At 61.5% G+C, this 22,859-nt stretch carries 19 protein-coding genes and 3 pseudogenes; 9 read left to right on the top strand and 13 right to left on the bottom strand.

The features are described 5' to 3' along the window. The first annotated feature begins 73 nt into the window (after nucleotides 1–73). Both TM49_RS09560 and TM49_RS09565 read left to right on the top strand, forming a co-directional pair. Nucleotides 74–1,264: a sialidase family protein gene (locus tag TM49_RS09560; protein ID WP_045685063.1), complete on the top strand. Its 1,191-nt coding sequence runs from the start codon at nucleotides 74–76 to the stop codon at nucleotides 1,262–1,264. A gap of 11 nt (nucleotides 1,265–1,275) precedes the next feature. Beyond that, nucleotides 1,276–2,400: an iron-containing alcohol dehydrogenase gene (locus TM49_RS09565; protein ID WP_045680832.1), complete on the top strand. Its 1,125-nt coding sequence runs from the start codon at nucleotides 1,276–1,278 to the stop codon at nucleotides 2,398–2,400. A gap of 41 nt (nucleotides 2,401–2,441) precedes the next feature. Here TM49_RS09565 and TM49_RS09570 read toward each other — a convergent pair whose 3' ends face one another. Further along, nucleotides 2,442–3,182, bottom strand: coding sequence for a FadR/GntR family transcriptional regulator (locus tag TM49_RS09570; protein WP_045680834.1), 741 nt, complete (start codon nucleotides 3,180–3,182; stop codon nucleotides 2,442–2,444). A gap of 15 nt (nucleotides 3,183–3,197) precedes the next feature. Then, complete coding sequence (locus tag TM49_RS09575; RefSeq protein ID WP_045680836.1) at nucleotides 3,198–4,235, bottom strand: four-carbon acid sugar kinase family protein; 1,038 nt, start codon at nucleotides 4,233–4,235, stop codon at nucleotides 3,198–3,200. Nucleotides 4,236–4,400: 165 nt separating this feature from the next. On the opposite strand from TM49_RS09575, the gene pdxA reads away from it, so the two are divergent. Together pdxA and TM49_RS09585 are read left to right on the top strand one after the other, a co-directional pair. Continuing rightward, a complete protein-coding gene (gene pdxA, locus TM49_RS09580) occupies nucleotides 4,401–5,375 on the top strand; it encodes a 4-hydroxythreonine-4-phosphate dehydrogenase PdxA (RefSeq protein WP_045680838.1) in 975 nt (324 codons plus the stop codon). A 9-nt stretch (nucleotides 5,376–5,384) separates the two neighbouring features. After that, nucleotides 5,385–6,269 (top strand): dihydrodipicolinate synthase family protein, encoded by an 885-nt coding sequence (locus TM49_RS09585; RefSeq protein WP_045685064.1) that lies wholly within the window; start codon nucleotides 5,385–5,387, stop codon nucleotides 6,267–6,269. 70 nt (nucleotides 6,270–6,339) lie between these two features. Here the strand turns inward: TM49_RS09585 and TM49_RS09590 are convergent. After that, nucleotides 6,340–7,177: pseudogene (locus TM49_RS09590) on the bottom strand (IS3 family transposase); the annotation flags it as partial. Here TM49_RS09590 and TM49_RS09595 point away from each other — a divergent pair. The 3 genes and pseudogenes from TM49_RS09595 to TM49_RS09605 all read left to right on the top strand — a co-directional run. Continuing rightward, nucleotides 7,157–7,784, top strand: a pseudogene (locus TM49_RS09595) (DUF5605 domain-containing protein); the annotation flags it as partial. The pseudogenes TM49_RS09590 and TM49_RS09595 sit on opposite strands and share 21 nt — an antisense overlap. A 14-nt stretch (nucleotides 7,785–7,798) precedes the next feature. Then, a pseudogene (locus TM49_RS09600) lies at nucleotides 7,799–8,801 on the top strand (ABC transporter ATP-binding protein). Between the two features lie 647 nt (nucleotides 8,802–9,448). After that, nucleotides 9,449–10,267 (top strand): iron-siderophore ABC transporter substrate-binding protein, encoded by an 819-nt coding sequence (locus TM49_RS09605; protein WP_244464861.1) that lies wholly within the window; start codon nucleotides 9,449–9,451, stop codon nucleotides 10,265–10,267. A gap of 8 nt (nucleotides 10,268–10,275) precedes the next feature. Here TM49_RS09605 and TM49_RS09610 read toward each other — a convergent pair whose 3' ends face one another. From TM49_RS09610 to TM49_RS09620, 3 genes are read right to left on the bottom strand one after another with little or no spacing between them, the layout of a single operon-like run. Continuing rightward, nucleotides 10,276–11,070, bottom strand: a complete 795-nt coding sequence (locus tag TM49_RS09610) for an ABC transporter ATP-binding protein (RefSeq protein ID WP_045680842.1) — start codon at nucleotides 11,068–11,070, stop codon at nucleotides 10,276–10,278. After that, complete coding sequence (locus tag TM49_RS09615; protein WP_244464831.1) at nucleotides 11,063–12,046, bottom strand: FecCD family ABC transporter permease; 984 nt, start codon at nucleotides 12,044–12,046, stop codon at nucleotides 11,063–11,065. Before TM49_RS09615 ends, TM49_RS09610 begins: the two co-directional genes overlap by 8 nt. Before the next feature lie 26 nt (nucleotides 12,047–12,072). Continuing rightward, nucleotides 12,073–13,068 (bottom strand): FecCD family ABC transporter permease, encoded by a 996-nt coding sequence (locus TM49_RS09620; RefSeq protein WP_045680844.1) that lies wholly within the window; start codon nucleotides 13,066–13,068, stop codon nucleotides 12,073–12,075. Between the two features lie 95 nt (nucleotides 13,069–13,163). On the opposite strand from TM49_RS09620, the gene TM49_RS09625 reads away from it, so the two are divergent. After that, nucleotides 13,164–14,072: an ABC transporter substrate-binding protein gene (locus tag TM49_RS09625; RefSeq protein WP_045680846.1), complete on the top strand. Its 909-nt coding sequence runs from the start codon at nucleotides 13,164–13,166 to the stop codon at nucleotides 14,070–14,072. A gap of 126 nt (nucleotides 14,073–14,198) precedes the next feature. Here the strand turns inward: TM49_RS09625 and TM49_RS09630 are convergent, their stop codons facing one another. The 6 genes from TM49_RS09630 to TM49_RS09655 form a co-directional block, all read right to left on the bottom strand. Then, on the bottom strand, nucleotides 14,199–15,248 hold the full coding sequence (locus TM49_RS09630; RefSeq protein WP_045680848.1) for an ornithine cyclodeaminase: 1,050 nt from the start codon (nucleotides 15,246–15,248) through the stop codon (nucleotides 14,199–14,201). Further along, on the bottom strand, nucleotides 15,248–16,177 hold the full coding sequence (gene rocF / locus TM49_RS09635) for an arginase (RefSeq protein WP_045680850.1): 930 nt from the start codon (nucleotides 16,175–16,177) through the stop codon (nucleotides 15,248–15,250). Before rocF ends, TM49_RS09630 begins: the two co-directional genes overlap by 1 nt. Before the next feature lie 86 nt (nucleotides 16,178–16,263). Further along, nucleotides 16,264–16,854: a protein-tyrosine phosphatase family protein gene (locus TM49_RS09640; protein WP_144409531.1), complete on the bottom strand. Its 591-nt coding sequence runs from the start codon at nucleotides 16,852–16,854 to the stop codon at nucleotides 16,264–16,266. Between the two features lie 66 nt (nucleotides 16,855–16,920). After that, nucleotides 16,921–17,952: a transporter substrate-binding domain-containing protein gene (locus TM49_RS09645; RefSeq protein ID WP_045680853.1), complete on the bottom strand. Its 1,032-nt coding sequence runs from the start codon at nucleotides 17,950–17,952 to the stop codon at nucleotides 16,921–16,923. Between the two features lie 143 nt (nucleotides 17,953–18,095). Further along, nucleotides 18,096–19,163, bottom strand: a complete 1,068-nt coding sequence (locus TM49_RS09650; RefSeq protein ID WP_045680855.1) for an amino acid ABC transporter permease — start codon at nucleotides 19,161–19,163, stop codon at nucleotides 18,096–18,098. Beyond that, a complete protein-coding gene (locus TM49_RS09655; protein WP_045680857.1) occupies nucleotides 19,160–20,314 on the bottom strand; it encodes an amino acid ABC transporter permease in 1,155 nt (384 codons plus the stop codon). The genes TM49_RS09650 and TM49_RS09655 overlap by 4 nt, the downstream gene beginning before the upstream one ends. A 109-nt stretch (nucleotides 20,315–20,423) precedes the next feature. Here TM49_RS09655 and TM49_RS22630 point away from each other — a divergent pair, with 109 nt between their 5' ends. Continuing rightward, a complete protein-coding gene (locus TM49_RS22630; RefSeq protein ID WP_052699796.1) occupies nucleotides 20,424–21,026 on the top strand; it encodes a GntR family transcriptional regulator in 603 nt (200 codons plus the stop codon). A 346-nt stretch (nucleotides 21,027–21,372) separates the two neighbouring features. On the opposite strand, the gene TM49_RS09665 is transcribed toward TM49_RS22630, so the two are convergent. After that, nucleotides 21,373–22,848 (bottom strand): aldehyde dehydrogenase family protein, encoded by a 1,476-nt coding sequence (locus TM49_RS09665; RefSeq protein ID WP_045680859.1) that lies wholly within the window; start codon nucleotides 22,846–22,848, stop codon nucleotides 21,373–21,375. Between the last annotated feature and the right edge of the window lie 11 nt (nucleotides 22,849–22,859).

The following is a 22,859-nucleotide window of genomic DNA, read 5'->3' on the forward strand; positions in this document are numbered from 1 at the left end:
TTCAAAACTTCAACTTGACAACTTGTTCGTTGGGCTGCTTTTTGATGCCGGAATGGAGTGGAGGAGCATGCGCATGTCGCCGGAGGATATTGCCCGAAAGATGACGGGAAAGCTGGAGGTGCGACCTGGCGGCAGGCAGGCTATTCTGCCGGCGCCGACGGTGCAGAACCATGCCGCCTTTTTGTCGCGGCTTCCCGGCGGACGCCTTGCCTGCTGCTGGTTTGGCGGCACGCTTGAGGGTAAGTCGGATATCTCCATCTATGCTTCGGTTCTCGACACCGAAGGCAAGGCATGGGGCGAGGCCGAAAAGCTGACGGATGATCCCGGACGCTCGGAGCAGAACCCGGTCATTTTCGTCACGCCGGCCGGCGATATGCTTCTGTTCAACACCGCCCAGCCCGCCGGGAATCAAGATGAGGCGCGGGTTTTTGTTCGCAAGCTTGTGCTTGAAGAAGGGCGGCTGGTGGCAGATGCCGGGCGCGATACCGGCCTTCCGGCCGGCACATTCATTCGCGCAATGCCATTCGTCCGGAATGACGGCGCATGGTGTCTGCCGCTGTTTCGCTGCAATCCGCGCCCGGGTATCCGCTGGACGGGTGCGTTTGATACCGCAGCCGTTGCCGTCAGCACTGATGAGGGTGAAAGCTGGGCTGTTGCCGATGTAGCGAATTCGCCCGGAGCGGTTCACATGACGCCCGTCGCCATGGGCGATGGAGACATGATCGCGCTTTATCGCCGCCGTCAGGCCGACTTCGTACATCGCTCCGAAAGCCACGACGGTGGACGCAGCTGGAGCGCGCCATCGCCGACGGATGTGCCGAACAACAACAGTTCCATCAATGCGGTGCGGATTGCCGGTGACGTGGTCGCCATGGTCTGCAATCCGGTTTCTGCTGCCCAGTCGGCCGCGCGCCGCGCCTCGCTTTATGACGAGCTTGAGGGTAACGACACGCGGCCGGAGGCCAGTGCGGGCTGCAGACCGGTGTGGGGGGTGGAGCGTGCGCCGCTTGCGCTGTGTCTTTCCGGCGATGGCGGGCGAACCTTCCCGGTGCGCTACACGGTCGAGGAAAGCCCCGGCACCTGCCTTACCAACAACTCGCTTGATGGCAGGAACAAGGAGCTTTCCTATCCGGTGCTTCTGCTGCGCGACGATGGTGGGCTCGATATCGCCTATACGCTTTACCGCCGTGCCATCCGGCATGTTGAGCTCAATGCCGAAACGGTTGCCGCGCTCCTCGCACAGGTGCCGGGCCGCAGATCGTGAAAGGAAAGACAATGAGCAGCATGGATCGCCCGATCACGCTCCATCAGCCGAAGCGGCTTGAAATCGGTGTCGGTACGGCGGCAAAGCTCGGTGATTGGGCGGCATCAGCTAAAAGGCCTTTCGTCATCGCCGGTGGCCCGACTGCGCAATATGTAGACCGGCTTCGCCTTGCGGGCGACGTTCGGGTCTATGCGGAAGCGCCGCCGGAGCCTGACCTTCCTGCATTCGAGACGGTTCTGGAGGCGGCCCGCACGCACAAGCCGGACCTCATCGTAGGGCTTGGCGGCGGCTCTGTTCTCGACGTTGCCAAGCTGACGGCCGCGCTCTGGGATGCAGGCCAGTCGGTGCGCGATGTCGTCGGTCCGAACAAGGTTTCCGGCCGGCGAACAGCGCTTGCGCAAGTCGCGACCACGGCCGGTACCGGCTCTGAAGCCGGCATCCGGGCGCTGCTGACCGACCCTGAAACCAAATCGAAACTTGCGGTCGAAAGCCCGTTTCTTCTGGCCGATATCGCCATTCTGGATCCCGAATTGACCTATTCGGTGCCGCCGGCGGTGACGGCTGCGACAGGCATCGATGCACTCGCCCACTGCGTTGAGGCGTTTACCAATATTCGGGCGCACGATCTGGTCGATGGTTATGCAAGGCTCGGCATCGGTCTCATCGGGCGTTATCTTGGCCGCGCGGTTGCCAACGGAAACGACGCCGAGGCCCGTGCCGGCATGATGCTTGCGTCCTATTACGGCGGCATCTGTCTCGGGCCGGTCAATACGGCCGCGGGCCATGCGCTGGCCTATCCGCTCGGCACCAGGCTCAGCCTGCCCCACGGGCTCGCCAATGCTATCATCTTTCCGCATGTGCTGGCCTTTAACCAGCCGGTGGCCGCAGAAAAGACCGGCGAGATCATGCGAGCGCTCGGCCTTGCCGCGGCTGAAAACCCGGATGCCGTGCATCAGGCAGCCCACGGCTTCTGCGCGAAACTGGGTGTCGAGATGAAGCTTCGCGCCCATGGCGCGGGCGAGGCGGAGCTGAGGCAATGGGCGGAGGAAGCGTATGCCATCCGCAGGCTCATGGACAACAATCCGCGCGACATGTCGGTCGATGACGTGTACGCGATCTACCGAAGCGCGTTCTAGGGGCGAGCACTCTGGGGGGAAGGCGGGCCGCCGGTCGGCATTCACAACGAAAGATCGAACAGGCCGCCACCGAACAGCCGCTCGCGCGAGTGCTCTATATGGACGCGCATCGCGGCTCGCGCGGCATCCGGCGCACGCTCCCTGATGGCGGTGTAGATCGCCCTGTGCTCGGCTAGAACCTCCTCAAGCGCCCAGGCGCCATCGGACATCAGCGTTTCGCCATGCAGCTTCATGCCGACATAGATGTGGGCCCGCAGCGCCTTCAGCGTTTCCTCGTAGTACTGGTTGTTGGTGGCCTGGGCGACAGACTGGTGGAAGGCGAAGTCCGCATCCTCGCGGTGAAGCTGCTGGCCGGTCGCATCTGACAGAAGGTGCAGCGCGCGCTCCATCTCGGCGAGGACGGCATCATTGCATCGCAGCGCGGCAAGGGCGGCGGCATCGGTCTCCACGGTCAGGCGGAACTCATAGCAGCGCTGGATATCGGCGATCGTTTCGACGGGGGTGTAGCCGAGCGCTGTCTCGCGTTTTATCCGCACGAAATTGCCGGCGCCCTGGCGCGAATAGATCAGCCGCTCGTCGCGCAACCGTTCAAGCGCCACGCGCAATACAGGACGCGACACGCCGAATTTGAGGGAGAGATCCTTTTCCGCCGGAAGCTTTTCATTGGCGCCGTAATCGCCACGCATGATCCGGCCGCGCAGCGCCTCATAGACCTTGTCCGAAAGAGAGGTGCGCCGGGGCGAGGTGCCGCCATCTGCTTCATTGTCCAGATTGTCGGTCATCGAATGTCCTCTTCGTCATTGGCTGACGTCCGCCATCGTCTCGGTAAGGATCTCGGCGAGAAGGGATGGCGTACCAAAGCCACCGGATTTTGTCACGAGTTGTAAATTACCCCACGGCGTGATCGCTCTGCTGACCGGCAGGCCGGGTCGCAGCTCCGCTTCCACTTGTAAACTTCTGATCGCGAGACGATCCAGTATGCCATTGCAGCTCTCCCCGCCGGAGATCAGCAGGGATTGGGGCTTGTATGTGTGAAGCAGCTTGTCAATACTTGCACAAAAGCGCGCACCAGCGACATCGCCGGCTTCACCGCCGCCGCCATCGCTGATCGTGATGGCGAAGGAGCGCTCGCGGACAAGCGGGACCGCGCCGTCGGGCGCTTCGATGAGCGGTGTCAGTGCGCCGAGGCGTTCGATCTGCGCAAGCGTGATCGGATCGCGCGACCCGTTGACGATCATCAGTGGTGGCGCAAGGCGGGAACGGTGTGTCTGCACGGTTCCAGCCTCGCCCGCCAGCGCAAAGGCAAGGCCTCGGGCACCGACCCACAGTGTGTCGTTTCCGGCCTGCGCGACGATCGCCGCCATGTCGCGGTCGTTCGCCACATCGGGGATTTCGGCGGAAACGCCAAGGCGCTCTGCCACCGCGATTGGCTGCGCAATGCCGTTGCCGCTCAGTAGGCCGCCTCGGACACAGCGGCCCATGGTGGGGATTGCAGGTGCCGCAATGACGCGGCGGCTGCCGAGCGCATTCTGGAGAATGGCCATTTCGGCAGCGATATTGCCCTTCAGTCGCGAGTCGACCTTTTTCATGATCACGGGAACGTCGTTCAGCGGCAGCGCGGCGAGGGCGGCCGTCATGCGTTTCGCGGCCGTCTCAGGGGCGCACTCCCGACTCGCGGTATTGACGGCGAGGACATTCGGTCGGCGGTCCAGAAGGTCGGGAATGGCGTCGGCATGACGCGCGACGAGCACAGATCGCTCCGGTCCCGCAAAGGCCACGCTCGAATCGAGCGCACCTGTCAGGTCATCGGCAATGATCAGAACCTCTGGAGGCAATCATTCTCTCCCATGTTGTAATTATTATTACGTATCGATTTTTTGTAAAAAAGGGAATAATTTTCAAGGGAAAACTGCATTCTTAACGAAAGTATGCAGTGGATATTGAAACCTGTTTACCTATAAGTTAATAACTTTGTAGCATGTCGCTAACGGGAGGCCTTCATGAACCAGCCAATCGTCATCACCATGGGGGATCCATCCGGGGTGGGCGCTGAAGTCAGCGTGAGGGCGCTCGCGGCGCGGGATCCTGATCTGCGCCGTCAGGTCCGTGTGGTCGGTGACCGGCCCACTATGGCCCGCGCGGCGGCGGTCTGCGGCCTCGATCTGCCAGTTCTGGCCCCCGACGATGAAGGCGATGGTATCCGCGTCGAGCACATCGCCGTCGATGGCCTGCCGGAGACTTTCGGCGTGCTGAGCCCGGCCTGCGGAGAGGCATCCTATCGCTATATCGCCCGAGCGGTGGAGCTTACCATGGCCGGCGAGGCCGCGTGCATCGTCACGGCGCCGATCAACAAGGCCGCGCTCAACGCAGCAGGTCATCATTATGACGGCCACACCGGCATGCTGGCGCATCTGACGGGGTCGAAGTCGTCATGGATGCTGCTCGCTTCCGAGCGGTTGAACGTGGTGCATGTCTCGACTCATGTTTCGCTCAAGGATGCAATCGGACGGGCGACGACGGAACGGGTTCTTGAAACCATCCGCACCGGCCATCGTCATCTCAAACGCATGGGGCTTGCATCGCCGCGCATAGCGGTGGCGGGGATTAATCCGCATTGCGGTGAAAATGGCCTGTTCGGACGGGAGGATGACGATGCGATTGCGCCGGCGGTGGCGGCGGCAAAGGCGGAGGGTATCAACGTGGAGGGGCCGATTTCGGCCGATACGGTCTATCACCGCGCCTATAATGGCGCCTTCGATCTGGTCATCGCCCAGTATCACGATCAGGGGCATATCCCGATCAAGCTTGTTGCCTTCGATACCGCCGTCAACGTCTCGCTCGGCCTGCCGATCGATCGCTGCTCGGTCGATCACGGCACGGCCTTTGACATTGCCGGAACGGGCAAGGCCAATCACGTCAATATGCTCGCGGCGCTCGATTATGCCGCGCGAATGGGAGCCGCCGCGCGCGGTTGAGGAGGAATGATGTCGGAGAAGAAGGAAGCGTTCGTCGCGCTCGTCACCTGTTTCAATGATGACGAAACGATCAATTACGCCGCCACGCGGGCGCAGGTGCGCCGCCAGGTGGCAGCGGGCAACAACATCATGTGCGCCGGGACAAACGGCGATTTTTCCGCCCTGACCTTCGACGAGAAGGTAAGGCTGTGCGGCGAGGTGGTCGATGAGGTCGGCGGCAAGGCCCGCGTCATCGTCAATGCCGGCATGCCTGCGACCTTTGAGACGGTAAAGCTCGCTCGAGCATTCGACAGGATCGGTGTCGATGGCATCGCTGTGATCACGCCGTTCTTCATCGCCTGCACGCAGGATGGTCTTGAGCGCCATTTCACCACGGTTGCAGATGCGGTGAAGACGCCGATCTATCTCTATGACATCCCGGCGCGGACCCAGAACCATATCGAGCCCGAGACCGCCCGCCGGCTCGCCGCTCACGGCAACATCGCGGGCATCAAGGATTCCGGCGGCGCGCAGGAAACGCTTGAAGCCTATATGGAGGTCGGTCGCACTGTCGAAGGATTTGACGTCTATTCCGGCCCGGACCAGCTCGTGCACTGGGCCCTGACGAACGGCGCCAAAGGCTGCATTTCCGGTCTCGGAAACGTCATGCCTGAGGTGCTTGCGAAGATTGTTTCAGGCGTTAATGCCGGCAATGAGGCGCAGGCGAAGCAGGCACAGGAAATCTTCACGGCCTTCAGGACCGATCTCTACAAGCTCGGCTATCCACCGGCACTGGTGAAGCGCGCGCTTTTCCTGCGTGATCCGTCCGTCGGTCTCTCCCGCCAGCCCGCCCTTCTGCCGGACCCTGCGCAGGACCGAGAGATTGAGAGAATACTGGAGCGCTACGGCCTGTAGCGCGACCGCCTCAGGCCCCACTGCCTGTGTTTGGCGGTGAATAGCCCCGCGTTTTGTAGACACCCTCGGTTTAGATTTTCTGCTGTCGTTCGAAGTCGACGGGCGACAGCATGCCATTGCGGGCATGTTTACGTTTAGGGTTGTAGAACATCTCGATGTAATCGAACACATCCCTTCTGGCGTCTTCGCGTGAGCGATAGACCCTTCGGCGTATCCGTTCTCGCTTGAGAAGATTGAAGAAGCTCTCGACGACCGCGTTGTCGCGGCAGTTTCCCCGGCTGCTCATTGAATGAACCAGATTGTGCTGCTTTAGAAAGGCAGCCCAGTCCATGAAGGTCAAACTGCGATCCCTGATCCGAATGGACCAGCACTGGCTGTTTTGGCTTGCGTCGCCATAAAGCGGAAAGCAGCGCCTGTAGAACGACATCTGTCGCCTGACGGCTTTGAAGTGCCCAGCCGATGACGCGGCGGGAATATAGGTCGATGACAACCGCCAGATAGGCGAAGCCCTCCAAGGTCCGGATGTAGGTGATATCAGTCACCGAGGCCTTATCCGGCACCTCCACGTCAAACTGTCTGTCGAGCGTGTTGTCGACGGCAACAGAAGGTTTTCCACCGTGGCTTCCGGGCCGTCGCTTTAAGCCAATCTGGGCCTTGATGCCGGCAAGACGGGTCAGGCGCGCAACCCGGTTCGGGCAGCACGTCTCCCCCTGATCCAGCAGGTCATCATGCAGTTTGCGGTAGCCGGAAACCTTGCCGCTGTCTTCCCACGAAGACCTCAACAGCTCTGTCTGTCGCTTGTCCTCGATGGCCCGGTTGCTCAGCGGTGCTTTGAGCCAGGCGTAAAATCCACTTGGGTGAACCCGGAGAGGCCGGCACATCGTCCGCACCGAAAACTGCAGCCGATGCACGCCAAGCTCACGCGGGAATGGCTGAAGGACTTCGGCAAGCCGTTGTCAACGACGAGTCCGAATATGAAGGCAATGTCGTTCAATGCTGGGGCAGCATCACGGCGCAGGAACTGGTGCATCGCTTCTGGATCACCGTGATGCGCGGCGGCTATGCGGGTCATGGCGAGACCTATTCCCAGCCCGATGACCTGCTCTGGTGGGCAAAGGGTGGCGAACTGCACGGTGAAAGCTACGAGCGGATCGGCTTCCTGCTCGAGATCCTGAAGGAGGATGTCAGCAATGGGCTAACGCCGTTTGGCCTCACCGGACACCCCTTTCCCTGGACGCGGGTTTCAGGCGCTGCCGACGGTGATGTACGCTATGTCTATTTCGGCGAGCACCAGCCGGTGATCTGGTCTTCCGGCTTCCCGCAGGAAGATGGCGACTATGACATCGACATCATCGACACCTGGAACATGACCGTCACGCCGCTCCGGTCCCGCATCCCATCCGCCATGGCGCGGTGGTGCGGGGCGGCAAGGCGGACGCGGCGTTTGGCGTGGAACTGCCCGGCAAGCCCTATCTGGCAGTGCGCGTGCGGCCGCGCGGCAAAAAGTCGAACTGACAGGGAGAACGGTCATGGCTTCTGTTGAGATAAAAAACGTGCGGAAATCCTATGGCGTCGTCAACGTCATACACGGCGTTTCCGTGGATATCGCCGATGGAGAATTCGTCATCCTCGTCGGGCCGTCCGGCTGCGGCAAGTCGACGCTTCTGCGGATGATCGCCGGTCTGGAGACCATCACCGGCGGTCACATCTCGATCGATGGTCGGGTCGTGAACAATCTCCAGCCCAAGGCGCGCGATATCGCGATGGTGTTCCAGAACTACGCGCTCTATCCGCAGATGACAGTGGCGCAGAACATGGGGTTCTCGCTTGAACTTCAGGGTGCCAAGAAGGACGAGGTCAAGGCCAAGGTCGCTGAAGCGGCCGCCATTCTCGGGCTTGAGCCCTTGCTCGAACGCAAGCCGGCCCAGCTTTCCGGGGGCCAGCGCCAGCGTGTCGCGATGGGGCGCGCAATCGTGCGCGACCCGAAGGTCTTTCTGTTCGACGAACCGCTTTCCAATCTCGACGCCAAGCTCAGGGTGCAGATGCGCTCGGAGATCAAGGCGCTGCATCAGCGCCTTGGCTCCACCATCGTTTACGTCACGCATGATCAGATCGAGGCGATGACGATGGCTGACAAGATCGTGGTATTGCAGGGCGGCAATATCGAACAGGTCGGCGCGCCGCTGGAGCTCTATGACAGCCCGCGCAACATGTTTGTCGCAGGTTTTCTTGGCTCGCCGGCTATGAACTTCCTGCGGGGTAAGATCGACCTTGGCGGCGGTCGCGGTTGGTGGCCCCGAAGCTGTCGGCGCAGAAGTGGAGTTGATCGAGCCGACAGGATCGGAAACCCATCTCAATGCCAGCCTCGACGGCAAGAGCGTGGTGTGCGTTTTCCGAAAGCGTGTGGACCACAATCCGGGCCAGTCAATAAGGCTGTCCTTTGCCTCGGATGCGGTGCATTTCTTTGACCCCGAGACGGAACTCCGGATCACCGAGGACCTGTCACGGGAAACGGAAAAGAGCAACGCATAGCGTTGGAGCCGCAGGGGTGCCGTGCAGGCGTGCGGGCACCGGCCGCGGAGACAAAAACGATCAAATCGACAGGCGTGTGTCAGGTAATGATGCCGCGCATTCTCGGAGCGAGATCCGCCTATTGTCGACGAACCGTCGGTCGGCATCGCCCATGGTCTAAAGGGACGGATATCTAAGGCGATATATCTCCACCCGAACACCTCAAAACCGGCGTCAAGCCGCAAAATCCATCGCTACTTCCTGCGAAAGCTGGCGGATACCCGGTCCAATCAGGTCTGGGCTATGGGCCAGCCTAAATCCGCATCGCGCGGCTCCGCCTATTTCTGCATCGGAGCGGCCTAGGAAGCACTTGCCCATTATGGCACGCCGATAACTTCACCACAGATCAGGATTCGAAATTCACCTCTGTCCTGATTTCAAACAGTCGTTGAACTCGCTTGCTGCGACCTGCAGATAACAGCGTGACATTGACAAATATGATTATTTTACTCATGTATTATCATTGCAATTTGGTTGTTTCGGGGGCTTTGCTAGTGCCATTCAAATGTCTTGCTGTCGCACTCATCTCCCTGGGGCTTTTGTCGGGGGGCGTTGCTCGCGCAGAAATCACGATCGATCACGCGATGGGGTCGGCCGCTGTGCCTGATATGCCTCGGCGTGTCGTTACGCTGACGAACGAGACCACGGAGGCAGCCCTTGCCGTCGGTGTGGTGCCGGTCGGCGCGACCCGCTCCTGGTATGGAGATCCGTGGTATCCGCATCTTGACGACAGGCTGTCCGGTGCCGAGGTTCTTGGCACAGAGCTTGCGGTAAACCTTGAACTGCTCGCAGCCCTTCAGCCCGATCTCATCATCGGCAGCCGCAAGCGGGATGAGGAAATCTATGGCCAGCTCTCGGCAATCGCGCCGACCGTTTTCGTGGAAGGGCTTGGTGCATGGCAGGAGAACCTGGCGTTTGTGGCGAAAGCGCTGAACCGCAGCGCGGAAGGGACCGCGGCGCTGGCCTCCTATGAAACCCGCGTCGAAGCGCTACGGGCTGGGCTTGGCGATCGTCTTGCCGAGCGCGTCTCCGTCGTGCGTTTCGTGCCGGGCCAGACCTATCTCTATCTGGAAGGCAGCTTTCTGGGCCATTTGCTGTCCGATGTCGGATTTTCCAGGCCCGTCCAGCAGCAGGGTGACGGTCTCTCGCTTGCGGTCGGGCGCGAGAGCATTCCGGACATGGATGGCGACCGGATTTTCTGGCTGACCTATGACAGCGGCGACGGCAAGGGAAAGCAGATGGCGGATGCGTTTCTGTCGGATCCGCTGTGGGTCCGCCTCGGCGCAGTCGAGGCCGGACGCGTCCATGCGGTGGATGACGGCATCTGGGCGACGGCGGGCGGCTGGTTTGCCGCGCAGGCCATGCTGGATGACCTTGCTGCTGTCTACGGCGTGACCCTGCCGCTGGCGCGAGGCGCCGGGCGGTAGAAGAACAGTCAGATCGTCGCGCGGGCAAAGGGCACGATGACAGGCTTGTCCTCGCCCGGCAGCGCAAGCATGCGGCAATTGATGTTGAACACGCTGCTGATCCGTTCCGCCGTCAGCACCTCGGATGTCGGTCCCTCGGCGGCAATTTTCCCATCGTCGAACAGGACCACGTGATCGGAATAGCGCAGGGCGTGGTTGAGATCGTGCAGAACGATGACGAAACTGCGTTTTTCCCGCAGGTTCAGTACGCGCAGCAGATCGAGGATTTCCAGCGCGTGGCAGATGTCGAGATGGTTGGTCGGTTCGTCGAGGAAGATGCGCGGAGATTCCTGGGCCAGCGTCATTGCGATCCAGGCGCGCTGAACCTGTCCGCCCGAAAGCTGTCCGAGGCTGCGTTCGCGAAGGGCGTGCAGCCCCGTCGTTTCCAGCGCGCGGTCTACCGCCTGTGCATCTGCGGCGGAGGGAGCGGAAAAGCGGCTGCGCCGGGCGTAACGGCCAAGCATGACGAGGTCGGCGACCGTCATGTCGGAAGGTGCGTCAGGTGACTGGCTGAGCATGGCGATCTCGCGCGCAAGCTCCCGGGCGGTCCAGTCGGCAAGCGGCCGTCCGGCAACGTCCACCGTCCCGGACTGCGGCATGTGGAGCGCCCGCAGCACTTTCAGCGCGGTGGATTTGCCGCTGCCGTTCGGCCCGCAAAAGGCGATCACCTTTTCTTCTGGGAGAACGAGATCGATCTCATCGAGCGCCCTGAAGCTCTCGTAACCTGCCGAAAGCGCGGTGAGGGTGGCGAGGGTGTCAGCCATTGCGTCGGTGCCTCCTGAGGATAAGCGAGAGGAAAAGCGGCGCGCCGATAAGCGCTGTCACCGCGCCTGCAGGCAGCTCCAGCGGGCTCGCAATCGTGCGAGCCAGCGTATCGGCGGCGAGCACCAGAATGCCGCCGATGAGAGCGGTGGCGAGCAGGTATCCGGGCCGGAACTGTCCGAGAAACAGACGTGCTGCATGCGGTGCGATCAACCCGACGAACCCGATCGCGCCGACCTGAGATATTGCAAGCGCGGTCAGCAGCACCGAAAGCACCAGAAGCCCGATCCGGCTGCGGTCGACGGCCAGTCCGGTCGTCACCGCCGTCTGCTGATCGAGCACGATCTGGCGCATCGGCAGGCGCATGAGAATGAGGACGGGGAGGCTGAGCGCGAGCCCCGCGGCCACCACGCCGACATCCATCCAGTGGGCGGCGCTGACGGATCCGGTGATCCATTGCAGCGCCTGGCTGGCGCGATAGACCGGCCCGACGATCATCATCAGGGTGACGCAGGCCTTGGCCAGCGCCGCAAGAGCGATGCCGTAAAGAATCAGGCGCAACGGGTCGCGGCGGCTCCGGTCGGCGAGCGTCAGCATTCCGACCAGAAGCGCGAAGACGCAGGCACCGAGAATGGCTGCGAGCGGCTGCCAGTGAACCGAAACCGTCAGCACATTGGCCTCGTCGGAAAAAAGCCACAGGAAGGTGACCACACCGAGCGCCGCGCCATCGGTGATGCCGAGAATCGAGGGGGCGGCCATGGGATTGCGCAGCGCGCGTTGCAGGATCGCGCCGGAAAGGCCGAGCGCCATGCCGGCAAGGGTAGCCAGCGCAACGCGGGGCAGCCTCAGCGTCCAGATGATGATGTCGTCGGTCCGGCTGCCATGGCCGAAAAGTGCGGCCGCGACCCGCGAGGGGCTGATGAAGCTCGAGCCGAGCCCGGTAGCCAGGATCAGACAGCCGGCGAGCAGCAGCAGCAAGACGGCTATGCGGAGCGCAGTATTCCTCACACACCGACCTCGCGCAGCCGCTTTGCCCGCAGAAGATGGATCAGGAAGGGCACGCCGACAAAGGCCAGCACGGCGCCGATAGGTGCTTCGCCGGGCGCCACGATCAGCCGCGCGAGAATGTCGGCGAAAACGGCAATGATTGCACCTGTCAGCATGGTCAGCACGGCCAGTGCGGCAAAACCCGGCCGCTTTGCCGTCAGTCGTCGGGCGATATGCGGGGCGATCAGGCCGATAAAGGTCACCGGTCCCGACATGGCGACTGCGCCCGCTGAAAGCACCGCCGCCAGCGTCAGCGCCACAAGGCGCGTGCGGACTACATTGACGCCGATGCCGCTGGCGCTGTGATCGTCAAGTCGCAGCGCGTCGATCGAGGGTGCAAGAAAGGCCGCGCCGGCGACTGCGATCAAGAGCGCGCCGCCGCCGATCCAAAGCAGCGGGAGCGGGCGGTCGGCAAATCCGCCGGAAAGCCAGAAAAGCAGGGTTTCAAGCGCTGTCTCGTCGAGAAGCAGGATGAGCTGGGTGAGTGCGGCAAGCATGGCCGCCACGGTCACGCCGACAAGCAGAATCCCGGTTGGTCCGGTCTCAGGACCGAGCGCGCCTGAAAGGCCGAACACCAGCGCTGCCGCCGCCAGCGCACCGGCTATGGCAAGCACGCCGATACTGGTAATCGAGAGGGCGCCAAAGAGCGCAAGGCCACCCGCGACCGCGAAAGCGGCCCCGGCATTGACGCCCAGCAGGCCGGGCTCGGCCAGCGGATTGCGGGTAACGGCCTGCATGAAGAGGCCCGAAAGCGAAAGCGCGGCTCCGGTCAGGACGGCGTTGAGCGTGCGCGGCAGCCGCAATGTGCGGATGATGATGTCATGCATGCTGTCACCGCCGCTGGCAAATGTCGACCATACCGTGGCCGGGCCATAGACGTGCACACCGAGATGCAGGCTGGCGATCACGGCAACCAACAATGTCAGAAGCAGCAGCAACAAGGAGCGTTTCACGGCGTTCCATCCTTTTGGGGACGATTTGACATTGCGGAGTGTGACGGTCAACTTTAAAACAAAATATGAGTATAATAATCAAGTTGAGAGATCTGATGTCATCCCTGATACGACTTGCCGGGCTTGCGGCACTGGCCCTGACCCTCTTTTCCACCTCTCTTTCAGCGCGCAGCATCACGAGCGCGATGGGGACGGTGGACGTGCCCGACCAGCCTCAGCGTGTGGTGGTCCTCACCAATGAGGGGACAGAAGCCGTGCTTGCTCTTGGCGTGCAGCCCGTCGGCGCAGTCAACTCCTGGCATGGTGACCCGTGGTGGGATCATATCGATGGGGCGATGGGCGACGCCGTGCCCGTTGGCACGGAGAGCGCGGTCAATCTCGAAATGGTTGCGGCTCTTGAACCGGATCTCATTCTTGCCAATCGTCAGCGTCACGAGGAAGTCTATCCGCAGCTATCTGCCATCGCACCGACAGTCATGTCGGAGGAACTGCGCGGTGATTGGAAAGTGAACTTCGAACTCTACGCCGCAGCGCTCGGACAGGACGAAAAGGGCCGGGAGGTGATCGCCGGCTATGACACGGCCGTTGCCGACCTGCGCGCGAAACTCGGTGATGCCGTCGATGAAAAGGTCTCCGTCATCCGTTTCCTGCCGGGACAGATCCGCATTTACCAGCTCGACAGTTTCTCAGGCGTGCTGTTGAAGGATATCGGCTTCGATCGGCCCGACAACCAGAATGTCGACGCCTTCGCGATCCGTACCGGCAAGGAAAGCATTCCCGATATGGATGGAGACCGTATCTTCTACTTCACCTGGGAAACCGGAAACGGCGAGGGCGAGGCAATGGAAGGGGAGGTGCTGAACGACCCGCTCTGGCAGTCGCTGTCCGCGGTCCAGGCGGGCAGGGTCCACGCCGTTTCGGACGCTGTCTGGAACACGGCCGGCGGCATCATCGCAGCTCGGCTGATGCTCGATGATATCGCCCGGATCTACGGGGTCCAGTAATCGCGGTTGACGAAAGGGCCGCTGCGTTTTCGGGGCGTCCGCTGACAAATCTTTGGCGATTGCCGGAGGTTGCCAGTAAACAAGAGGCTGCCTCCGCATCGCAGTGCGCGTTGTGCCGCGCATGGCTCAAGCGACGGATCGGACAAGCATGCCGAACAGGTCGCGTGGGTCGTCGGGATCGGCCAGCAGGTCGAGCGGTTGCGAAAACGCGGTGCCGTTGACCTTTTCCCGGACGTAGCGCAGGGCCGAAAAGTCCTCGATCGCGAAGCCGACGCTGTCGAACAGTGTGACCTGACGCTGATCGCGGCGACCGGCGGCCTCGCCGCGCATGACCTGCCAGAGCTCGGTTACGGGGTGATCCTTGTCGAGCGACTGGATTTCGCCTTCAATCCGGGTCTGCTCCGGATATTCGACGAAGATGTCGGAACGAAGCAGGATGTCGCGGTGTAGCTCCGTCTTGCCTGGGCAGTCGCCGCCGATCGCGTTGATATGCTGACCTGCGCCAACCATGTTGTCGGTGAGTATGGTCGCATATTGCTTGTCGGCTGTGCAGGTGGTGATCACATCCGCCCCTTCGACCGCCCGCTCGGCGGATGTGCAGGCGACGACCTCGAAGCCCTGCGCGGTGAGGTTTCGGCTGGCCTTTTCGGTTGCCCTGGCGTCGATATCGTAAAGCCGCAGCGTGTTGATGCCGCAAAGCGCCCGAAACGCCATAGCCTGAAATTCACATTGCGCACCGTTGCCGATCATCGCCATCGTGGCCGCATCGCGCGGTGCCAGATAGGTCGCCGCCAGTGCCGAAGTCGCGGCGGTCCGAAGGGCGGTCAAAACGGTCATTTCACTTAAGAGAACCGGGTATCCGTTCAATACCTCGGACAATACGCCAAAGGCCGTCACTGTCTGGTGACCTGTCTTGGTGTTCTTCGGATGGCCGTTTACATATTTGAAGCTGTAGAGCGTCTTGTCTGCGGTCGGCATCAATTCGATGACGCCGCCAGGCACGTGTGCAGCAACACGCGGGGTCTTGTCGAAGTCGGGCCAGCGCTTGAAATCGGCCTCGATGAAGGCGGCAAGCTCCTTCAGAAAGGTCTCGATGCCGACATGGTGGGTGAGCCGCATCATGTTCTCGACCGAGACGAAGGGCACATAGGCCAGTTCGGAAGGCGGGACGGTCATCAGTAGGCGCTCCTAGTCATTCGGTCCAGCACGCGACGCCCGAAGAGGCTGGCGGTGAGGTCGCAGAGCAGCTTGGCGGTCTTGCCGCGCTCGTCAAGAAAAGGGTTCAGTTCGACAAGGTCGAGCGAGGAAACGAGCCCGCTGTCGCACAACGTCTCCATGATCAGATGCGCCTCGCGAAAGGTTGCGCCGCCGGGTACGGTGGTGCCGACCGCCGGCGCTATCGACGGGTCAAGGAAGTCCACGTCAAAGGAGACGTGCAGCATACCTTTGTTCCGCTCGACCTTCTCCAGGAAGGCTCTGAGCGGCGCCAGAACCCCGGTCTCGTCGATGGCGCGCATGTCCTTGACCGTGATGCCAAGTTCGCGGATACGCGATTTCTCTGCTGCATCCACGGAGCGGATACCCATCATGCAGACGTTTTCGAGGGCGACCTTCTGAGGCAGCGCGGGAAAGCCGTCGAAACCGGGCTGACCGGTGAAATAGGCGACGGGTGTGCCATGAAGGTTGCCGCTTTCGGTGCTGTCGAGCGTATGCAGGTCCGGATGGGCATCGAGCCAGAGGAGAAAGAGTGGTCGTCCGGCCTCCGCCGCCCGACGCGCCATGGCCGGAACCGTGCCAGCGGCCATCGCGTGATCACCGCCCATGAAAACCGGAACGGCGCTCGCCTTGCCGGCGTCATAGGCGGCCCTGTGCAGGGCCGCAATCCAGGCCGAGGTTTCGGCAAGATGGTGCAGAGCGGGGTTTCTGTGCGCCTTGGGAGCCTGCGGGCCAACGGTCAGATCGCCGAGATCGGTCACTTGCCAGCCGAGGGTTGGCAGGTCCTCGGCAAGTCCTGCAGTCCGCAGGCTCGCCGGGCCCATCACGCAGCCGCGCTGGGAAGCACCGGTTTCGATGGGAACGCCAAGGAGGGCGCAGGTTCGGGACATATCGGCAATCCTCTCAAGGTGTGGTTGCGCGCTCCCGATTGGTGCCGCGTTCGAGTGGCGGAAAAAAGGTGCCTTCTTGCGATAGCCTATACGTTTTGCTGGGTGGCCTGAAGCAGCCATTGCAACTGCGCGTCGCTTTCAATGGAATCCGGGAACTGGGCTCTCACCCTGGCAACTGCTTCTTGCGCGGCGACACCCTGGTCGATCAGAAGCTGCGCAGCCATCATGCCGGACCGGCCCGCACCATAATGGCATGAGAGCGCCAGCGTTTCGCTTCTGGCAGACATCGCACGACGCTGACCATCGTGTTGCTGCCATGCGTCGATGAAGCCGGCATCAGGTGCCTGGTAGTCCCGGATCGGAAGATGGATCAGCTGCATGTTGCGTTTGGCGCAGGCTGCAGTGAGCAGGCCGAAGGCGTCCTCGGGCACCTCTTCTTCCTCGACGAGAACGATGAGAAGCGCGCAGTTCTCAAGCGCAGCGTGGTCGAGTGTCGCCGCCAGCCGTTCCGGGCAAATGAAAGCCTCTCCCTGCGCATCAAAGGCAAAGCCCGGAAAGCCGAGCGTGACAACCTTGCCGCCCAGCGGCAGCGCAAGACAGGTTCTGATACTCGTCTCGCTTTCCATAAGTCGGGCTTGCTGTTCCGGCGTGTATTTTTCAGTTTCCACAATGCGCACTGTTGTTGTCCTTTTTCAAGCAGTTGTGGGGTGCCAGGCGGGTACGGCCGCCCGGCATTTCATGCACTATCGGATCGGATAGGCGTACATCAGGCCGCCATCGGAAAAGGCGGCATTGGCGGTTTCCAAACGGTTGATGCCTAAGGGCGTTTCAGGGCCGAGATTGCGATCGAAGACCTCCGAATAGGCGCCAACCTGGCTGACAACCTGATAGGCCCAGTCAGAGGGCAGACCGAGTTTGGCGGCCATATCGGCGGTCGCGCCATCGTCGGCGAAAAGGCGCTGGACGGCCTGCGGCTGATCTTCAAGATTGGCGATCACCGTATCGATATTCTGGGAGCTCACGCCAAGACTGTCGGCATTCAGCATCAATTGAAACGCCCAGAAGACGGCCGCTTCCAGATTGGGATCCGGCCGCGTCGCCAGTGTCAGCGGTTCGGCCGAGATGATCTCGGGCAGGATCATGTAGTCGCTGGGATTTTCCGCCAGAAGCCGGTCGGAATTCAGCGCGGTGACGTCGGAGGCGTAGACATCGCATTTGCCGGAATAAAAGGCTTCGAGCCGTGCAGTCTTGTCGGAAATGTTCTCGACCCGATAGGAAAGCCCGCGATCGGAGAACCAGTCGGCGATGTTGAGCAGTGTCGTCGAACCGTCCTCGGCACAGACGGTGGCGCCATCGAGCTCTTTCGCATGGGCGACGCCGAGCGACTTCGGAACCATGAAGCCTTGGCCGTCATAAAAGGTCGTGGCGACAAAGCTCATACCGGGATCGGCGTCGCGCGTGCCGGTCTTGGTGATCGAGCGGGAGGCCATGTCCGCGCCGCCGGCAGCGAGCGTTTTCATCGAGTCCGAGAAACCGATACCGCGAATATCCGCCTTGTCCGCATCCCCGAGGATGGCAGCGGCCGCCATACGGCAGAATTCGGTGTTGAAACCCTGGAAGACGCCATTGCTATCGGGAGCCGAGAAACCGGGCGATTGCGGGTTCACCAGGCAGATAAGCTTGTCATTGGTCTTGATCGTATCAAACGCCTCGCCGGCCAGTGCCGTGGTTGCGGGGGCGAGGAGAAGCAGTGTCGACAGGAGAACGGGTTTCATGGACGAATCCTTTGAGTGGGAGCAGAAGACAGATAAAGTGTACGTGTATACAAGTGTATCTGTCAATTGTTTTTGCCGTCAAACTGAAGAGACCCGATCGCCATGCGCTGCCGATCACGTAACGGGGCCTCCCAAGGGATGACTCAGCCAGCCGGATCAAGGCGCTGAAGCCTTCGACCGACCATCGACAGAAAGGCGCAGGAGATGAAGAACCAAAGGCCAATGACGAAATAGGCCTCCAGCGCATAATCGCGCCAAAGCGGATCCGAAAAGGCCATCTTCGCCGTCGCTGTCAGATCGTGGATACCCAGCACCACCACAAGAGACGTGTCCTTGTAGGCGCCGATCACGCTGTTGACGATGGAGGGAAGCGCCCGCCGCAGTGCTTGCGGCAGCAGAACCAGCGCCGCCATCTTGGGGTAGGAAAGCCCCAATGCACGCGCGGCATCGCTTTGGCCTTGCGGCAGGGCGGAAAGCCCCGCCCGGACATCTTCCGCGAAATAGGCCGCATGAAACAGCACCAGGGCCACCAGCGTTGCGGTAACCGGCGAAATCCGCACACCCGCGGGCAACATCAGCGGCAGCACGAAGACGCCGACAAAAAGCACGGTGAGCATCGGCACGCCCCGCGCAATCTCGACATAGGCGGCAGCAAAGCGTCGAAGCAGGCCGTGATGGCCCTGCGTACGGGCAAGGGCAAGCAGCACGCCCAGAGGAAAGGCTGCGGCAATAGCCGCGATCGACAGGATTAGCAGGATCGGCAATCCGTTCCAGCGAACACTGTCGACCGCTGCAAGGTTGAAAATACCTCCGCCCATGAGAACGAAGCAGGCAATGAGGGCCACCGGCCAGATGACGGCCATATGAAGCGGTCGAATCCGGATGCCCCCGCCTGTTATCCACAAACCGGTTTGCACGGTGAGCGCAATGAGCAGCAGAGAGGTGGTGATCGGGCGCCAGACGAGCTCGCGCGGATAGGTGCCGAAAAGGATCAGTTCAAGCTTTTCGGTGACAAAAGGCCAGCAGGCGCCGTCGCGATCGGTGCAGGCCGCAGCGCCTGAAAGGGGCAGGGTTGCATCGGCAACAAGCCAACGGAGCGAATACCAAACGATGGGCAGCAGTATAGCGAAGGTGAGAAGCGTGAGCGTGAGGGAAAGCGGTGAGGCAAATTTGGTGGGTCGATGCTTCGCGATGGCGGAGAACGGCTTCATCGGCCCTCCCGCATGCGCAGTCGATCGCTGACCCGGTTGAGCGCGGACGTAAGCCCAAGGCAGATCAGCAGGTAGATGGCCATCGTCACCAGCATCATTTCCAGAGGTCGGAATGTCTGGTTGATGATTGTCCCAGACACCGACATCAGATCGGAGTAGCCGACGGCGATGGCGATCGAGGTGTTCTTGATCAGGTTGACATACTGGTTGTTCATCGGAGGCACGATGATGCGCAGGGTCTGGGGCAGAACGATCAGGCGCGTGACCTGCAGGCTGGAGAGGCCGAGCGCCCGTGCTGCTTCGATCTGACCTTTGGGGATTGCCTCGATGCCGCCGCGTATGACCTCTGCAATCTGGGCGCCGTGATAGAGGCCGAGTGTGAGCGCGATGACCATGAATTGCAGCGTTAGCCGCGCACCGCCCCGAAAGTCGAAGCCGGAGAGTACTGGCACGGACCAGGAAAGCGGCATCGAAAGAAGCGCCAGCACGACCGGCGGGAGAATGTAGATCGCGATCATGACCGGCAGAAGCTGCGGGGCATTCCCTGTTCTTTCGCGCAAGCGCCTGTTGCGGCGTGCCAGCAGGGCGACCAGCAGCGTGCTCATGAGAAAGCCGCCGATGTGGAGCCAGAGCGCCATATCATTGACGGGCAGGGGAATGACGACAGAACGGTTGGAGAGATGGACGGGGCCGACAGAAAAAGCCTGCCGGACCTGGGGCAGGCCACCAACTGCGGCGACATAAAGAACCAGCAATATGAGCAGCTTCGGGATATTGCGGAACAGTTCGACATAGGCTTGCGCCAGCAGGCGCAAGGCCTTGCTCGGTGCTATGCTGGCCAGGCCGACCAGAAGGCCGGCAGCCGTTGCCAGAATGAGGCTGACGGCTGCGAGAAACAGCGTATTGGTGATGCCGACGAGAATAACGCGGACATAGGTGCTGTCAGCCGAATAGCTGAACAAAGCCTCGCTGACATCAAAACCTGCGCGCTGGCCGAGGAAGGCAAAGCCGGGGGTGAGGCCGGCCCGGTGCATGTTGTCGAGCACATTGAGCGCAATGAGTGTGAAGAATACCAGCACGGTCGCCAGAAGAACAAAATCGCGCAGTGGCAGTCTTCTCTGTTGCGGCGGAGGGGGGCTTGGCGAAATCATCTGACATCTCTAAAATTGAAATACGAACATGTATACAGGAGTACTTCTGTTGCGTATAGGCGAAAAACTCGCTATTTGCCTCCTTGCAGCATGAAAGGATCAAAAAAGAATGGTGACCAAGGCTCAAACCGCGCTCGAAGAAATCAGAAAGCATATATGCGTCAACGGGTTGGATGGCGAGATCGTGCTGTATGAAACGGAGCTGGCGATTGCCTATGGAATGTCCCGGACGCCGATTCGCCAGATACTGCAGCGGCTCGCCTACGAAAGGCTGGTCTATACGAAATCGGGTGTTGGAACCGTTGTGACGCCGCTTACGGAAAAGGAGCGGGGCCGCGATCTGCGCACATTCGAGGGCCTTGTCGCCGCTGTGCTGCTGCACGACCTCCCCTCCCTCAGCGTGCTGCAAAGGTCGGATGTTCTGGCGCTCGGCGCCTTTGCCGATGCCTTCGGCTCTGTCGAGGGCGATATGCTCTATGCCTTTTTCGCAAGATTGCACCCAATGCTGACCGCGCTGATCGAAGACCCCATCCTCAGCGACGCTTTCTCGGCCAGTTTCTGGCGCTCGGTGCGCTGGGCGCTTCGCGACCATGGCCTGGCCCCGACGCAGACTGCGGCTCGGTTTGCGGGCTTCGTCGATAGCCTGGTCAAGGATCAGGTGAAGGACGCGAGCGACCTCTTCAACCGTTGCAGGAGCCTGTTCCCGGCCTGAGTTCTCGCCGAGAAAGGCGCGGCCTCCAAAGCTAAACCTACTCCGGCAAGATCAGCAACATCTGCGCGGCCTTCAGCGAGGCTGGCCCTTTTTGGTGTCGACCCACGCCGACCCAAAAAGGGGAGACTCAAGATGCTTCGACACCGTTTCGTTTTTTGCCCTGCCATAAACAGACTGCGGCGGTTCCACGTAATCCAGCAGTGCCCAAATCCTGCCCCCCCAACCAGTTCTGCTTTATCAGTGATAGCAAAAGCCCCCCATGGACACCGCCGCGGGGGCTTTTGCTTTTGGCTGTTTGCGGGCCCCTGTGACCAGGTGTGCAGCCTTGGCTGTGTATCGATGCGAGCTACAGCTTGATCGCGATATTCTTGCTCTTGCAGTAGGACAGCATGCCCTCGAGACCTTTTTCGCGACCGAAGCCGGACATCTTGTTGCCGCCGAAGGGGACTTCGACGCCGCCGGCGAAGTATTCGTTGACGAAGATCTGACCGGCATCGATGTCACGGGCGAGCGTCAGGGCCCTGGAGATATCCTGCGTATAAATGCCGCCGACGAGGCCGTACTGGCAGTCATTGGCGAGCGCGAGGGCGTGTTCGGCGTTGTCGGCGATCTGAACGGTCAGAACCGGGCCGAAGATTTCTTCCTGCACGAGGTCATCATCGGACGGGGTGTCGGCAATGATTGTCGGCTTGTAGAACCAGCCCTTGCCGGTTTCGGGATCGGTGGCCGTCTCGCCGCCGGTGAGGATTTCCGCGCCGCGTGCCTTCGCAGCCTCGATGATGCCGGCGACCTTTGCCAGATGGGCGGCGGAATTGAGCGGGCCGAAATCCGGATCGCGCAGACCATGGCCCAAACGATATTTTTCGGCTCTCTTCACAAGTTCGGCCACGAACTCATCATGGATCGAGCGCTCGATGACGAGCCGGGAGCCTGCCGAGCAGATCTGGCCGGCATTTTCGAAGATCGCGCCGAGAACGCCGTCGATGGCCGCTTCGCGATTGCAATCGCCAAGGACGACGACCGGCGATTTTCCACCAAGCTCCAGCACCAGCCGGGTGACATGCTCGGCGGCTGTGCGCATGACACGCTGGCCGGTGACCACGGAACCCGTGAACGTGATCTGGTCGATGTCCTTGTGCGCTGTCAGCGGCGCACCGACGGCGGCGCCCGTTCCGGTGATGACATTGCAGACGCCATCGGGCAGGCCCGCGCGTGACAGAAGGTCGGCGAGCATGAGGGCTGTGAAAGGGGTCTGCTCCGCCGGTTTGGCGACAACGCAGCATCCGGCGGCAAGCGCCGGGGCCATGCCGCGCGCAGCGGTCGAAATCGGGTAATTCCAAGGGATGATCTGGGCGGAGACGCCCATCGGCTCATTCAGGCTGAAGCCGAGATAGCCCTTGGCCAGCGGAAAGCTCGTGCCCTGCAGCTTGTCGGTGGCACCAGCGTAATATTCGAAGGCGCGGGCAGCGCCCAGCACGTCGCCGCGCGCTTCGGAGAGTGTCTTGCCGCAGTCGAGCGTTTCGACAATGGCAAAGCGTTCGGCCTCTTCGCTCAGCAGGCTTGCCGCGCGGTTCAGAATGCGGCCGCGCTCGGCAGGCGCCATGTCGCGCCATACGGACACGAAGGCCTTGCGGGCGCTGGCAACGGCTTCATCGACATCAGCTGCCGTGCCGTTCACAAAGCTGGCGAAAGCCTCGCCGCGCCCGGCGTCGAAGCTTTCCATCATCTCGGCGTCAGATGCGCGGCGGAATTGACCATCAATGAAATGGCCATCGGGCAGACCTTCCGGCCTTTTCCCGGCGAGAATGTCTTCGATGTTCATGATTTTTACCT

Source organism: Martelella endophytica, from assembly GCF_000960975.1.
Taxonomy (GTDB): Bacteria; Pseudomonadota; Alphaproteobacteria; order Rhizobiales; family Rhizobiaceae; genus Martelella; species Martelella endophytica.

Coding starts and splice junctions, on each gene's coding strand:
- TM49_RS09560 (WP_045685063.1), top strand. CDS start 74: ATGTCGCCGGAGGATATTGCCCGAAAGATGACGGGAAAGCTGGAGGTG.
- TM49_RS09565 (WP_045680832.1), top strand. CDS start 1,276: ATGAGCAGCATGGATCGCCCGATCACGCTCCATCAGCCGAAGCGGCTT.
- TM49_RS09570 (WP_045680834.1), bottom strand. CDS start 3,182: ATGACCGACAATCTGGACAATGAAGCAGATGGCGGCACCTCGCCCCGG.
- pdxA (WP_045680838.1), top strand. CDS start 4,401: ATGAACCAGCCAATCGTCATCACCATGGGGGATCCATCCGGGGTGGGC.
- TM49_RS09585 (WP_045685064.1), top strand. CDS start 5,385: ATGTCGGAGAAGAAGGAAGCGTTCGTCGCGCTCGTCACCTGTTTCAAT.
- TM49_RS09605 (WP_244464861.1), top strand. CDS start 9,449: ATGCCTCGGCGTGTCGTTACGCTGACGAACGAGACCACGGAGGCAGCC.
- TM49_RS09610 (WP_045680842.1), bottom strand. CDS start 11,070: ATGGCTGACACCCTCGCCACCCTCACCGCGCTTTCGGCAGGTTACGAG.
- TM49_RS09625 (WP_045680846.1), top strand. CDS start 13,164: ATGTCATCCCTGATACGACTTGCCGGGCTTGCGGCACTGGCCCTGACC.
- TM49_RS09630 (WP_045680848.1), bottom strand. CDS start 15,248: ATGACCGTCCCGCCTTCCGAACTGGCCTATGTGCCCTTCGTCTCGGTC.
- rocF (WP_045680850.1), bottom strand. CDS start 16,177: ATGTCCCGAACCTGCGCCCTCCTTGGCGTTCCCATCGAAACCGGTGCT.
- TM49_RS09645 (WP_045680853.1), bottom strand. CDS start 17,952: ATGAAACCCGTTCTCCTGTCGACACTGCTTCTCCTCGCCCCCGCAACC.
- TM49_RS09650 (WP_045680855.1), bottom strand. CDS start 19,163: ATGAAGCCGTTCTCCGCCATCGCGAAGCATCGACCCACCAAATTTGCC.
- TM49_RS09655 (WP_045680857.1), bottom strand. CDS start 20,314: ATGATTTCGCCAAGCCCCCCTCCGCCGCAACAGAGAAGACTGCCACTG.
- TM49_RS22630 (WP_052699796.1), top strand. CDS start 20,424: ATGGTGACCAAGGCTCAAACCGCGCTCGAAGAAATCAGAAAGCATATA.
- TM49_RS09665 (WP_045680859.1), bottom strand. CDS start 22,848: ATGAACATCGAAGACATTCTCGCCGGGAAAAGGCCGGAAGGTCTGCCC.